This is a genomic window from Streptomyces sp. NPDC096339 (genome assembly GCF_044762985.1).
Lineage (GTDB): Bacteria > Actinomycetota > Actinomycetes > Streptomycetales > Streptomycetaceae > Streptomyces.
In genome coordinates, this window is the sequence record NZ_JBIWFI010000006.1 from 204,095 (window position 1) to 217,675 (window position 13,581).

Genomic DNA, 13,581 nt, shown 5'->3' on the forward strand with positions numbered 1-13,581 from the left:
GCTCCTCACGATCAAATGTCTCGTCACTTCGGCTGGTGGGGCAGCCATGTCAATCCGTCGGGTGAAACCGCCGGCCCGCCCGCGAACATCGGCTCCTCGGACGCCGACGCCCCTGCGCCCCGTGCCGCGAGCGCCGCATCGCCGGACGACACACCGGCGGCCAGGTCCACGAACGACTCCGGTTCCGGGTACTCGTCGCCGGTCGTCGTGTGGAACTCCGTGAGCAACTCGGAGAACGCGCCGAACTCGCGGCGGTACCGCGCCTCGAACTCCGTCAGGGCGGTCTTCTCGTCCAGATCGCCCGCGAGGACGCTGTTGATCGAACGGGCGGCCAGCAGGGCGCTGTAGGTCGCGAGATGAACGCCGCTGGAGAACAGCGGGTCGAGGGAGCAGGCGGCGTCGCCCACCAGGACCATCCCCGGACGCCAGAACGTCGTCTGGTGGTAGGCGTAGTCCTCGCGGATCCGCAGCTTCCCGTACTTGCCGGCCGTGACCCGCATCCCCTCCGAGAGCAGATCCGAGATGGTCGGGCATTCGGCGATCAGGGCCTTCAGCGCCTCCTCCCGGTCATGGGGGAGCTTCTCGGCCCTCTCCCGGCGCACCACCGCGCCCACGCTGGTCAGCCCGCCGAACAGTGGGACGTACCAGAACCAGCCGCCGTCGAAGGTCACGCTCAAGGAGTCACCCGAACGCGGTTCGGGCAGCCGCTTGCAGCCGTTCCCGAAGTAGCCGGACAACACCAGGCCGCGGAAGGACTCCGCATGGTCGCGGGTGCCGCCGACGCTGGAGAACAGCGGGCTCTCGTGGCCCGAGGCGTCGATCACGAAACGCGCGCCGACCTCGTGCTCACCGCCGTCGGCGTCGGTGTACCGCAAGCCGGTGACGCGGTCGCCCTCCTCGACCACCGCGGTGACCGAGCACCCTTCACGGACCACCACGCCCTTGCGCTTGGCGTTGTTCAGCAGGATCTCGTCGAACCGCGCCCGATCCGCCTGGTAGGCGAATGACGTCGACCCGGTCAACCTCGGTGACGCCTCGAAGGAGAAGGCCCACGGCTCCCGCCGACCGCCCCACTGGAACGTCGCACCCCGCTTCACCGGGAAATCCGTCTCCGCCAGTTCTTCCGTGACGCCGAGCATCCGGCACACCCCGTGAACGGTGGACGGAAGCAACGATTCTCCGACCTGGTAGCGCGGAAGGACCTCTTTCTCCACCAGGAGCACCCGGTGGCCGTGCATCGCCACCAAGGTGGCCGCGGTCGAACCCGCCGGCCCACCCCCCGCCACCACCACGTCGAATGCTTCTGCCGACATCTCCCACCGTCTTTCCGTAGATCGCTGATCCGTCGTCATGGCGGCCGCTACCAGGTGACCGGCAAGCGATCCGGGCTGTCTATGAACGCGTTGCGGAACTTCACGTCCCCCGCCGGTACGGCCAGGCTCAGCCCGGGGAACCGTCGCCACAGGGACTGATACGCGATGCGGAGCACCGCCCTCGCCACTGCGGCGCCTATGCAGTGGTGGATGCCGTGCCCGAATCCGACATGCGGGAGTGCTTCGCGGTTCGCGTCGAGGAGATGGGGGTTCGGCGTCAACCCCTCGTCGCGGTTGGCCATGAGGATCGAGCAGAGGACGTACTCCCCCGCCTTGATCAACTGCCCGTCGACGACGACGTCCCTGACGGCCATGCGCGGAGTCGGCTGCTGCACGGCCGAGAGGAAGCGCAGCAGTTCGTTCACCAGGCCGTCGGTCTCCTCGCGGGAGGAGAAGAGCAGCCGCCTCTGGTCGGGATGGTCGAGCAGCGCGAGGACCCCGAAGCCGATCATGCCGGCGACGCTCTCGACGCCGCCGAGGACCAGCGCCGTGCAGACGCCCCTCAACTCCTCGTCGGTGATCCGCTCGCCGTGCTCACGGACGAGCATGCCGAGGAACCCCTCGTCGGGCGCCTTCCGCTGCCGGGTGATGAGACCGTTCAGGTATCGGTTGAACGCCGCGCTGTCCGCCGCCCGGGCCTTGAATCCGCGGCTGAGGTCGACGTTCTGCCTGACGCGGCGGATGAACTCGCCCCGATCGTCGCGCGGGACCCCGAGCAGCTCGCACAGGGTCTCGCCGCCGACCGGGTCGGCGAACAGCACCTGGAGGTCCGCGGGTGGTCCCGCGGCCTCCATCGCATCGAGGTGCTCTTCGATGATGCCCTCGATCGCGGGCTCCAGCCGGCGGATCCGTCGGACCGTGAACTCGGGCGTCAGCATCCGTCGCAGTCGCGTGTGTTCGGGCTGGTCGTAGATCGAGATCTGTCCGGCCAGCTCGGGCGGGATCGGCACCCCTTCGCCGCTGAGGGGTTCCGACTCGGTCAGCCGGAGCCGCGTCGTGAAGTTCTCGTGGTCACCGAGTATCTTCCGCACCACGTCGTAGCCCATGGCCTGCCATACGTAGTCCGTGCTCATCTGGTCGGACGCGTTCCCCGCGATCCGGATCAGCGGGCCGTGCGCCCTGAGGGCGAGCATGTCCTCGTGCGGATCGCAGAGCGTTCGTCTCATGTAGTTCGCCGTCGGTTGGACGACCGGCGCCGCCTCGTCCACCTCAGCCACGGTAGGGCAGCCATTTCATCCCGTCGGGCGAGGCCACCAGCCCGCCCGGGAACACCGGCTCCTCGGGCGCGGCGTCCTCGCCGAGCACCGCTCGCATCTGGACCTGGCCGCCCTCCTGCATCACCTGCTTGACCACCTGCGACTTGAACAACGGCACCATGTCCGCGTCATCGCCGGCGGCCATCTGGTCGACGGCCACGGCGAACTCGGCGCTGCGCTCGGCGATCCTGGACGCCGCGAGCGCCGCCTCGCCGGACGACACCCCGCCGACCAGGTCCACGAAGGATTCCAACTCCGTGTGCTCGCCGTTCGTGACCTTCTTGGCGTGCCAGAAATACGATTCCTCGTTCTCGTTCATCTGGTAGAACGCCGTGAGGAACTCGTAGAACACCCCGTATTCGCGGCGGTACCGGGCCTCGAACTCGTTCAAGGCGGTCTTCTCGTCCAGGTCGCCCGCGAGAATGCTGTTGATCGAACGGGCGGCGAGCAGGGCGCTGTAGGTCGCCAGATGCACTCCGGAGGAGAACACCGGGTCGACGAAACACGCGGCGTCGCCGACGAGGACCATTCCCGGGCGCCAGAACGTCGTCTGGAGGTAGGAGTAGTCCTTTCGCACTCGCAGTTCCCCGTATTTCCCGGTCGTCACCCGGCGTGCGTCCGACAGGTATTCCGCGATCAGCGGGCATTCGGCGATCAGGGCCTTGTAGGCTTCTTCCCGGTCGCCCTGGACCTTCTCGGCCATGTCCCTGTGGACCACCGCACCCACACTGGTGAGCGTGTCGCTCAGCGGAATGTACCAGAACCATCCGCTGTCGAAGGCGACGCTCAGGATATTGCCCGAATAGGGCTCCGGGAGCCGTTTGCCGTTCTCGAAGTAGCCGAACAGCGCCAGGCTTCGGAAGAACTCCGAATAGTCGCGCGTGCCGCCGACGCTGGAGTACAGCCGGCTCTTGTTGCCCGACGCGTCGATCACGAAACGTGCGCTGACCTCGTGCTCGACGCCGTCGGCGTCGGTGTACCGCAGGCCGGTGACCCGGTCGCCCTCCTCCACGACTTCGCCGACCGGGCATCCCTCGCGGACCGTCACGCCCTTGCGCTTGGCGTTGTTCAGCAAGATCTCGTCGAATCGCGCCCGCTCCACCTGATAGGCGAACGAGGTCGGGCCGGTCATTCGCGGGGACACCGCGAAGGAGAACGTCCACGGTTCCGGCCTGGATCCCCACCGGAAAGTACCGCCGCGCTTCACCGGGAATTGTGCCGCCGCGAGTTCATCGGTGACTCCGAGCATCCGGCACACACCGTGAACGGTGGCCGGAAGTAACGATTCGCCGATCTGATACCGCGGGAATACCTCTTTCTCCAGCAGCAGCACTCGGTGGCCCTGCATGGCGACCAGGGAGGCCACGGTCGAACCCGCGGGTCCGCCTCCCGCCACCACCACGTCGAACGTTTCCACCGACATTCTCCCACCATCCCTCGATCGAGTCTTTTGCGATTGTGCAGGGCAATGGATCTCCGCTCAAGCCGTCCATCCGGTCACCACGCGACCATCAGACGGCTGATTCCATATGCGGGGGTGCTCAGCCGGTAGGCGGTCGCCCCGTCGGGATCCGCCGGCCGCAGATCGGGAAAGCGCCGCCATAGAGCGGTATAGGCGATGCGCAGTTCAAGGCGGGCGAGCGCGGCTCCCAGGCAATGGTGAACGCCGTGCCCGAACGCGACATGGGGGACGGCTTCCCGGGTCACGTCGAGGCGATCCGCGTCCGGCAGCAGAGCGGGGTCGCGGTTGGCCGTCGGGAGGGAGCACAGGACCGTCTCCCCCGCCTTGATCACCTGGTCGTCGACGGCGGTGTCCTCGATGGCGGTTCGGGGGGTCGGAGCGTAGGGGACCGTCAGGTACCGGATCAGCTCGTCGACCGCCCGGTCCGCCGACTGGACGTCGCCGCGCAGCGCGGCGATCTGCTCGGGGTTCCGCAGCAGCGCCAGCACGCCCAGGCCGATCATGCCGGAGATGTTGTCGTCGCCGGCGAGCATCATCTGCACGCAGACGCCCCTCAACTCCTCGTCGCTGACCGCGTCGCCGTGTTCGGCGACGACCATGCCGATGAGCCCTTCGCCGGGGTCCTTGCGTTCCCTGGCGACCATGGTCACCAGGTAGCGGGAGAAAGCCTCGCCCGCGGCCGCCCGCCTCCGGCCGCTGAGCGAAGCGTCGAGATGCCGGTGGCAGAGTTGGAGGAACATGGCGCGGTCGTCTCGCGGTACCCCGAGCAGCTCGCACAGCACGGGGCCGGGCACCTCGTCGGCGAACATCTCGATCAGGTCCGCGGGGGACCCCTCCCGCTCCATCGCGTCGAGGCGTTCCGTCACGATCTGTTCGATGTAGGGGGCCATCCGCCGTATCCGGCGATGGGTGAACCCCGGTGCCAGCAGGCGCCGTAACCGGGTGTGCTCCGGTGGGTCGTAGTCCATCAGGTTGCCGACCAGCTCACGCGGCCGGAAGACGCCCTTTCCGCCGATCTCGTCATTCCGGTCGAAGCGGCGGCGCGTGCTGAACCGTGTGTGATCGCCGAGAACCTGCCGGACGACAGCGTGCCCCGTGGCCAACCAGGTGCTCTCGGCGTCCGCTCCGGATCCGATCGTGATCCGCGTCAGCGTTCCGGCGGTGCGCAGCTCGTCGGCCGGGTCGAAGCCCTGCCGGCGCGTGTGGATCGGAGGCCTCTGGTCACCACTCAACGGGAAGCTCCTCCACGGCGAAGGGCGCGGGCCGGCCCGGCTTGAACCGCAGGTCCTCCTCGGGGACGGCGAGCCGCAGCGACGGGAAGCGGCGGAACACCGCCGGCAGAGCCACCCGTAGCTGGAGCCTGGCCAGCGGTGCCCCGAGGCAATGGTGGATGCCGTATCCGAACGCCATGTGCTTCGGGTTCTCACGGGTGATGTCGAAGCGGTCGTCCTGCGGACGGTTGATCGCCAGCATGGAGCAGGTCACGACGTCGCCGGCCCGGATGTCGCGTCCGGCGACGCGGGCGTCCGCGAGGGCGACCCGAGGGGCCGGGGCCTCCACGATCGAAGCGTGCCGCAGCAGTTCCTCGGTGGCGCCGTCCACGAGTTCGGGACTTTCGCGAAGCAGCGCCATCTGGTCGGGGTGGGTCACGAACAGGAGTACCGCGATGGCCAGCTGGGCGGCCATCTGCTCGGCCGCCATGATCAGGTTCCCCTCGGCGAGCCCCGCCAGTTCCTCGTCGCTGACCTCCGCCCCGTGCTCGCGCACGATGACACCGATCATGCCCTCGCCGGGATCGTGGCGTTTGCGGGCCGCGAGCTTCCGGGTGTAGTTGACCACGCCCATCCCCGATGAGGTCCGCTGTCGGGGGAGCCTGCTTTCCCTGCTCTCCCGGATCATCCGTGACAGCTCGGCCCGGTCGTCGCGGGGGACGTCGAGGAACTCGCAGGCGATGAGCGCCGGGATGGGCCAGGCCGCGTACCTGACGAAGTCGACCGGCGACCCCACGTCCTCCAGATCGTCCAGGCATTCCTCGACGATCTCCTCGATGCGGGGCCGCAGTCGCTCCATCCGCCGGACGGAGTAGGCCGAGGCCACGGTCCTGCGCAACCGGGTGTGGTCCGGCGGGTCGTACGCCTGAAGGATTCCCGGCAGCAGGGCCCGGTCGGCCTCGTCGTCGACCGGCCGCATGGAGCTGAACCGCACGGGATCGGCGAGGATCTCCCGGACCTCGTCATACCCGGTGACCAGCCATTGCCTACGGCCGTCCATCCCGGGCTCGGTGTCGTATTCGTGCAGCGGCCCCTCGTCCATCAGGTCGTGGAACTCCGGCACAGGATCGAGCCGGTGCCGCTGGTGCGGCAAGGGAAGTGCCATCGGTCCTCCTATGTCCGGTGTTACCAGTCGAGCAGCAGGGCTTCCACGTCGAAGGGCGGCGGCCCCAACGTGATCTCGCGGTGCGGTTCGGCGAGCCGCAGGGTGGGGAAGCGCTGCGCCAGCGCCGGAATGGCGACCCGGAACATCAGCTCGGCCATCGCCCTGCCGAGGCAGTGATGGATGCCGTACCCGAACGCCAGATGGTCCGGCCTGTCACGGGTGATGTCGAACTCGTCCTCCGTACCCGGGTAGTTCCGGCGGTTGGCGGCCAGCAGGGAGCAGGTGACGGTGTCGCCGGCCTTGACGAGGCGGTCCCCGATCCGCACGTCCTGCGTCGCGACGCGCGGATGGGTCTTCTCGTCGGTCGTGAGGTACCGCATCACCTCGTCCAGCCATTCCGGTGCGGCGTCGGGCTTCTCCCGGAGCAGAGCGAACTGCGCGGGCGCTTCGACCATCAACCAGGCGCCCGCCGCGAGGAGACGGGCCATCTGGTCGGCGCCCGCGCCCATGACGAACGCGGCCACCCCCGTCAGCTCGGCATCCGTGATGGCGTCGCCGTGCTCGCGGACCACGACGCCGAACAGGTCATCGCCGGCATCGCGGCGCGCGTTGGCGACGTGCTGCTTCATGTAGGTCATGTACTTGTTCCCGGCCGCGGTGCGCCGCCTGTCCGACCGGTCGGTCCGACTGGCGAGGAGGATCCGTGACAGATCCGCCTGGTCGTCCCTGGGAATGCCGAGGAAGTCGCAGGTCGACGGCGTCGCCACGGCCCATCCGAAGTGCGGGACGAAGTCCACCGGGCCGCCGAGGGCCTCGATGGCGTCAAGGCTGTCCTGGACGATCCGCTCGACCCGCGGCCGGAACTTCTGCATCCGGCGGGCGGAGAACGCGGGAAGCACCATCCGCCGGAGCCGGGTGTGCTCCGGCGGGTCGTACTGGGTGAGGAAGCCGGGCCAGGTGAAGCCGGCCGCGGTCCCGCCGTAGAGCAGGCGCGCGCTGAACTTGTCCGAGCCGAGGACCTGCCGGACCTCCTCGATCCCGGTGGCGAGCCACGCGGTCCGCCCCTCGGCGGAGTCCTCGGTTCCCAGGACGGTCAACTCGCCCTCGCTCATCAGGGCGTGGAGTTCGGGCACCGGATCGAACCGGTTCCTCCGGTGTAACTGCGACGCCCGGACGACGTTGATCTCCTCAAACATTCCGCGGGTCCTTTCGTCTCATCCGGCCGGCGTACGCAGAACGAGGATGTCCGGGCGGTCGGACGGGCGTCGAGCCCGTCCAACTGCCCGAATTGAGCGGCCGGACACCCTCAGCCGCCGATTTCCGCGATCAGGCTCTTCGGCCGGAGGTCGGTCCAGTTCTCCTCGATGTAGGCGAGGCAGTCCTGGCGGGCGGCCTCACCGTGCACGGGGGTCCAGCCGTCCGGCACCTCGGCGAAGGCGGGCCAGAGGGAGTGCTGGCCCTCGTCGTTGACGAGCACGAAGAAGGAGCCGTCCTCGTTGTCGAAGGGGTTGGTCATGGTGGTCCTTTCCCGCTACGGCCGCGGCCGGAGCTTCTCGGCGACGATGGCCCCGATCCGGGCCAGCGACGCGGGCTGCATCATCTCGTTGTGGTCGACGTGGATCTCGTGGGACTCCAGGACCCCGCTGGTCAGGGGCTGCCAGCTGGCGATCGCCCAATCGACGGGCATGTGCGGGGGGCGGTCCTTCGAAGCGACGAACAGCAGGATGTCGCCGGCGAAGCTCGGGGCGTCGTGCCTCGGCCCGACCTCGGCGAGGTTGCGCATCACCTCTTCCAGGCGGGCCCGGGCTCCGTCCCCCCGGACCAGTCCGGCGGCGAGCTCCATCTGCTGTTCCTTCAGCTTGTCGACGGCCTCTTGGGCGCCCCGGTCACCGCGTGCCTTCTTCCCCATGTAGGTGGGGTAGGCGTCGAGCAGCGCGAGCGTCGCGACCTGCTCGCCCTCGGACTCGAACAGCGCGGCCATCGCCTGCGCGATCCGCCCGCCGAGTGACCAACCGAGGAGGTGGTAGGGCCCGGTCGGCTGCACGGTGCGGATCTGCGCGACGTAGTCGGCCGCCATCTCCTCGACGCCGCCGGGCAGGGCTTCGGTGCGGGCCAGGCCGCGCGCCTGGATTCCGTAGACCGGCTGGTTCGACGGGAGTTCCCGCAGCAGCGGCCCGTAGTTCCAGCTCAGGCCGCCGCTCGCGTGGACGCAGAACAGCGGCGGACGGTCGCCGCCGGGGCGCAGCGGCAGCAGGACCTCGAAGTCGCCCGTGGCGGTCTTCGCCCCGGCGCTGGATCGCCGGCGCTCGCCCAGGAGGACCAGGGTTCCGGCAGCGGACCAGCGGGCGAGCGAGCCAGTGCGCAGCATACGCCGTCCCTCGGCCCCGAACGGGCAGGGCAGGCTCTGGTCGGCCGGGCCCGCGTCGACGGCGGAGCCGGTGACGTAGAGATCGCCGACGGCTCCGGGTGCGACGGGGAGCAGCCGTTCGTCGAGCACGAGCGCGCCGGACAGGCCTTCCCGGTCCAGGTCGGCGACTGCCGGGGGCACGGACCCGGTCCACACGGCCGGGGCCTCGGCCGGGCGCTCGCGCTCGGCGTCGTCCAGCAGGAGGTCCAGGTCACTGACGCGCCGGTGGGGGTCCTCCGCCACCTGTTCCAGGACTCGGATCAGTCGTCGTGCCAGCGATTCGGCCGTGGCCCTGTCGAACAGGTCGACGGCGTAGCGGAGCTCTCCGTCGATGCCGTCGCCGTGGTCGTCCTCGTCGCGGTGTTCGGTGAGCTTGAACGCGAGGTCCAGCTCGATGGCCTCGGGCCGGCCGGGTTCGACGCTGGTCCGCAGCGCCGGCAGTTCCGTCGCGTCCCAGGCGCCGGTGTCCTCCTCGGCCACACCCAGGGACACCTGGAACACGGGGTGGCGGGAGAACGAAGCGGGCAGGTCCAGCAGATCGACGATTCGCTCGAAGGGTACGTCCAGGTGCTGGCGGGTGTCCCGGACGGTCTCCTGCACCCGGGCGACGGTCTCCAGGAAGGTCGGGTCTCCCGAGACGTCGGTGCGCAGGGGGAGCGGCCGGGCGAAGGGCCCGATCATCGGCTCGAGGTCGATCAGGTCCTCGTCCCGCGGCAGCGTCGTGCCGATCACGAGGTCGTCGCCCGCGCCCGATCGGGTCAGCAGCATGGCGAGCGCGGCGTGCACCAACTGCTGGGCGTCGGCGCCCGCCGAGTCCACGGCCGCCAGCAGCCGGGCGTGCGGGGCGCCGTCCAGCCGGAGCGCGACCGTGCCGGCCTGCCGCGACGGGATGGCCGGGCGCGGACGGTCGAAGGGGAGGACCGTGTCCCCGTCGATGCCGGCGAGGCGGTCCCGCCAGAAGGACGCCTGGTCGTCGATCAGGCTTCCCTGCTCGCGCTCGCCCTCGAGCAGCCGTCGCTCCCAGATGGCGTAGTCGGCGAACTGCAGGGCCAGTGGCGCGCGCTCCGGGACCCGGCCCGCGCGCCGCGCGCCGTACGCGGCCGCCAGGTCGCGGAAGTACACGTCCAGCGAGTCGTCGTCGGCGGCGATCCGGTGCACCGTCAGCGCCAACACGTGCTCCCGCTCGTCGATCGCGAAGAGGTCGCAGCGCCACGGCGTGTCACGGGTGAGGTCGAAGGGCCGCCGGGCCCGTTCGGCGAGAAGCCCGGGGAGGTCCTCCTCGGTGGCCGGAATCGGCTTCAGCTCGACCGTCGCGGAGTCGTGGACGTGCTGGTGGACGGTCGTGGCCTGGCCGGGGAAGGTCGTCCGGAGGATCTCGTGCCGGGACGCGACGTCACCGAGCGCCGCCTCCAGCGCGGGCACGTCCAGCCGGCCGCGCACGCGCAACGCGACCGAGGCGTGCATGCCGGCGGTCGTCTCTCCGGGACGGGCCAGCAGCCAGGCGCGGAGCTGCCGGGCGGTCAGGGGCACCTGCTCCGGCCGGGTGGCGGCCTCCAGCGCGGGACGTGACTTCGCCGCCAGCGCCCGGGCGATGCCCGCGGGCGTGGGCGAGGAGAACAGCTGCCGGATGGGCAGGTCCGCGCCGATCTCCTCGCGGATCCGCGCGATGAGCCGCATGGCCAGCGCCGAGCTGCCGCCCAGGTCGTGGAAGGCGTCGTCGACACCCACCCGCTCGACGCCGAGGATCTCGGCGAACAGCGCGCACAGCACCTTCTCGGTCTCGCTCTCGGGGGCCTTCTCCGAGGTGCGTTCCGCGAGGTCGGGGGCGGGCAGGGACCGGCGATCCACCTTGCCGTTCGGGGTGATGGGCAGGCCCGGACGGACGACGATCGCCATGGGGACCATGTAGGAGGGCAGGACGAGGCCCATCCGGCGCCGCATCTCCTCCACGTCGGCCTCGCCCCCGTCGGTGACGACGTAGCCGACCAGACGCCGCTCGCCGGGCTGGTCCTCGCGTGCCATGGCGACCGCTTCGGTCACGCCCGGCTGGGCCGCCAGCACGGCTTCGACCTCGGCCAGCTCCACCCTGAAGCCCCGGATCTTCACCTGGTCGTCGGCCCGCCCGACGAACGCCACCTCGCCGTCGCGGGTCCAGCGCGCCAGGTCTCCGGTGCGGTACATGCGTTCACCGGCGAGGAACGGGCATGCGACGAACCGCTCGGCGGTCAGGTCCGGCCTGCCGAGGTACCCGCGGGCCAGGCCGGTGCCGGCGATGTACAGCTCGCCGGTGATGCCCGGCGCGACGGGCTGCAGGAAGGCGTCGAGGACGTAGATCTCGCGGTTCGCCATGGGGCGGCCGATCGGCAGCTCACGCCCGATCGCGTCACCGGGCTCGATCGGCTTCCACGTCGCGCACAGGGTGGTCTCGGTCGGCCCGTAGGTGTTCCTCACCCGCAGACCGGGCTGGGCCCGCCGCAGGTTCTCCACCGCGAAGGCGGGTACGACGTCCCCGCCGGTGCCGACCTCGATCAGGCCCGTGAAGCATTCCGGTGACGCCTCCGCCAGGGCGCGGAAGGTTCCGGCGGTGAGGTGGATGGCGGTCACGCCCCGTTCGACGGCCCGGCGCACTCCTTCGGCGTCCACCACTCCCGGCTCGGCGAGCAGGATCCGGCCGCCCGTGGCGAGCGGCACCCACATCTCGTAGAGCGAGGCGTCGAAGACATGGGTCGCGTGCATCAGCACGCCGTCCTCGGGACCGATCCGCCAGCCCGCGTCGCCCGCCAGACCGGCCACTCCCCCATGGGTGACGGCCACGCCCTTCGGGACGCCGGTGGATCCGGAGGTGTACATCACGTACGCCAGATCGTCCGCGCCGACCCGGATCTCCAAGACGGTGGCGGCCTGGTCGTCGACGGCCGCGCGGGTCTCCGGCGCGTCGAGGACGATCGCGTCCTGCGGTACGACCGCGCTGGTGGCGGTCGTGCACACGACGGTCGAGACCCGGGAGTCGGCGAGGATGAGCGCGATCCGCTCAGCCGGATTCCCCGGGTCGACGGGGACGAACGCGGCGCCCGCCTTCCAGATCGCCAGGAACGTGATCAGCAGGTCGGCGGACCTGTCCATGGCCACCCCGACCAGGGCTCCGCGCCGGACGCCGCGGCCGGTGAGGTACCGGGCCAGCCGGTTCGACGCCTGGTCGAGCTCGGCGTAGGTCAGGTCCGTGCCGCTCGCATCGGTGATCGCCACCGCGTGGGGTGCGGTGTCCACCCGCCGCCCGAACAGCTCGACCACGGAGTCCCCGGGCACCGGGGCCGCCGTCTCGTTCCAGTCGTTCACCACCACGGCGCGCTCGGCGACGCTCAGCAGGGCCAGCCGGCCGACCAGGACGTCGGGCTCGGCGACCAGCCGTTCCACCACCCGGACGAAGGCGCCGAGGACGGATTCGGCGACCTCCCGGTCGAACAGACCCCGGTCGTAGTTGAGAATGACCGGCATCCGCTCGCCCGGCCCGGTGACCAGGGTGAACGGGTAGTGCGAGGAGTCGCGTCCCTTCCGCACGGGACGCATGTTCAGGCCGTCGTCCTGCGGCCGGTCAAGTCCGGTACGGGGGAAGTTCTCGTAGATGACGAGCGTGTCGAAGATCGCTCCGAGTCCGGCGGCGGCCTGTGCCTCTTGCAGGCCGAGATGCTGGTGGGCCATGAGCGCCGACTGGTTCCGCTGCAGATCGGCGAGCAGGTCGACGACCCTGCGCCCGCCGTCGAGCCGGACGCGCACCGGCAGGGTGCCGAGCAGCATGCCGACCATCGACTCCACGCCGGCCAGCTCGGCCGGCCGTCCCGAGACGGTCGTGCCGAACACCACGTCGGTGCGGCCTGCCAGCTGCGACAGCACGACGGCCCACACACCCTGTACGACGGTGCTCAGCGTGAGGTCGTGGCCGCGGGCCAGCCGTGCCAGATCGTTCGTCAGCTCCGGGGAGAGCTCGGTCATCACCGTATCGATGTCCGGTATTCGGCTCGGATCGGCCGGGGCGACCGTGGTGGGGGCGTCCAGACCGGCGAGCTCCTTGCGCCAGGCGGCCCGGGCCGCCTCCTTGTCCTGGCGGCCCAGCCAGGCGAGGTAGTCGCGGTAGGAGGTCGTGGCCGGCAGCCCGGACGGGTCCCCGCCCGCCGCGTAGATCGCGGAGAGCTCGCGGTGGATGATCGGCATCGACCATCCGTCGGCCAGCACGTGGTGAAGGGTGTGGACGAGCCGGTGGCTCTCCGGGCCCAGCCGGATCAGATGCAGCTTCGTCAACGGGGCCGTCTCAAGGCGGAAGCGCTCGGCCAGCTCTTCCTCCGCCAGCCGCCCCACCTCGTCGTCGGCCAGGTCGTCCGGGAGTTCGGACAGGTCCGTCTCCCGCCACGGGATCTCGACGTCCCGTAAGACGACCTGGACCATCTGCGCACCGCTGACGTACCGGAAGCAAACCCGCAGCGCGGCATGCCGGTTCAGGAGCGCCTGCCAGGACTTCTTCAGACGCTCGGAGTCCAGAGGGCCCTCGATGCCGTAGACGGACTGCACGGTGTAGGTGTCCGGGCCGTCCTTGTCGAGAGCGGTGTGGTAGAGCATCCCCTCCTGCAGCGGCGACAGGGGCCAGACGTCTTCCACGCCGGAGCGCGGCTTCGCACGAGTGTCGTCAACAGTCACGTTTTGCTCCTTGTGGAG

8 protein-coding genes are annotated in these 13,581 nt (G+C 70.1%); all 8 read right to left on the reverse strand.

Annotated features, from left to right (window positions below; genetic code table 11):
* Positions 1-23: 23 nt before the first annotated feature.
* The 8 genes from ACIQ5Y_RS12310 to ACIQ5Y_RS12345 all read right to left on the reverse strand — a co-directional run bounded on the left by ACIQ5Y_RS12310 (position 24) and on the right by ACIQ5Y_RS12345 (position 13,563).
* Positions 24-1,313 (reverse strand): FAD-dependent oxidoreductase, encoded by a 1,290-nt coding sequence (locus tag ACIQ5Y_RS12310; protein WP_403878684.1) that lies wholly within the window; start codon positions 1,311-1,313, stop codon positions 24-26.
* Between the two features lie 47 nt (positions 1,314-1,360).
* A complete protein-coding gene (locus tag ACIQ5Y_RS12315; RefSeq protein ID WP_403878686.1) occupies positions 1,361-2,539 on the reverse strand; it encodes a cytochrome P450 in 1,179 nt (392 codons plus the stop codon).
* 43 nt (positions 2,540-2,582) lie between these two features.
* Complete coding sequence (locus tag ACIQ5Y_RS12320; RefSeq protein ID WP_403878689.1) at positions 2,583-4,052, reverse strand: tryptophan halogenase family protein; 1,470 nt, start codon at positions 4,050-4,052, stop codon at positions 2,583-2,585.
* A gap of 74 nt (positions 4,053-4,126) precedes the next feature.
* A complete protein-coding gene (locus ACIQ5Y_RS12325) occupies positions 4,127-5,323 on the reverse strand; it encodes a cytochrome P450 (RefSeq protein WP_403878692.1) in 1,197 nt (398 codons plus the stop codon).
* Positions 5,313-6,467 carry a cytochrome P450 gene (locus tag ACIQ5Y_RS12330; protein ID WP_403878694.1) on the reverse strand — a complete coding sequence of 385 codons (1,155 nt, stop codon included), beginning with the start codon at positions 6,465-6,467 and terminating at the stop codon, positions 5,313-5,315. The genes ACIQ5Y_RS12325 and ACIQ5Y_RS12330 overlap by 11 nt, the downstream gene beginning before the upstream one ends.
* A 20-nt stretch (positions 6,468-6,487) precedes the next feature.
* On the reverse strand, positions 6,488-7,663 hold the full coding sequence (locus ACIQ5Y_RS12335; protein WP_403878697.1) for a cytochrome P450: 1,176 nt from the start codon (positions 7,661-7,663) through the stop codon (positions 6,488-6,490).
* A 110-nt stretch (positions 7,664-7,773) separates the two neighbouring features.
* The gene (locus ACIQ5Y_RS12340; protein ID WP_403878700.1) at positions 7,774-7,983 is read right to left on the reverse strand and encodes an MbtH family protein; all 210 of its coding nucleotides are present in this window, start codon (positions 7,981-7,983) and stop codon (positions 7,774-7,776) included.
* A 15-nt stretch (positions 7,984-7,998) separates the two neighbouring features.
* Positions 7,999-13,563 carry an amino acid adenylation domain-containing protein gene (locus ACIQ5Y_RS12345; protein WP_403878703.1) on the reverse strand — a complete coding sequence of 1,855 codons (5,565 nt, stop codon included), beginning with the start codon at positions 13,561-13,563 and terminating at the stop codon, positions 7,999-8,001.
* Positions 13,564-13,581 lie beyond the last annotated feature (18 nt).

Excerpts from the sequence above, each read along its gene's own strand:
- ACIQ5Y_RS12310 (WP_403878684.1), bottom strand. The coding sequence starts at position 1,313 with ATGTCGGCAGAAGCATTCGACGTGGTGGTGGCGGGGGGTGGGCCGGCG.
- ACIQ5Y_RS12315 (WP_403878686.1), bottom strand. The coding sequence starts at position 2,539 with ATGAGACGAACGCTCTGCGATCCGCACGAGGACATGCTCGCCCTCAGG.
- ACIQ5Y_RS12320 (WP_403878689.1), bottom strand. The coding sequence starts at position 4,052 with ATGTCGGTGGAAACGTTCGACGTGGTGGTGGCGGGAGGCGGACCCGCG.
- ACIQ5Y_RS12330 (WP_403878694.1), bottom strand. The coding sequence starts at position 6,467 with ATGGCACTTCCCTTGCCGCACCAGCGGCACCGGCTCGATCCTGTGCCG.
- ACIQ5Y_RS12335 (WP_403878697.1), bottom strand. The coding sequence starts at position 7,663 with ATGTTTGAGGAGATCAACGTCGTCCGGGCGTCGCAGTTACACCGGAGG.
- ACIQ5Y_RS12340 (WP_403878700.1), bottom strand. The coding sequence starts at position 7,983 with ATGACCAACCCCTTCGACAACGAGGACGGCTCCTTCTTCGTGCTCGTC.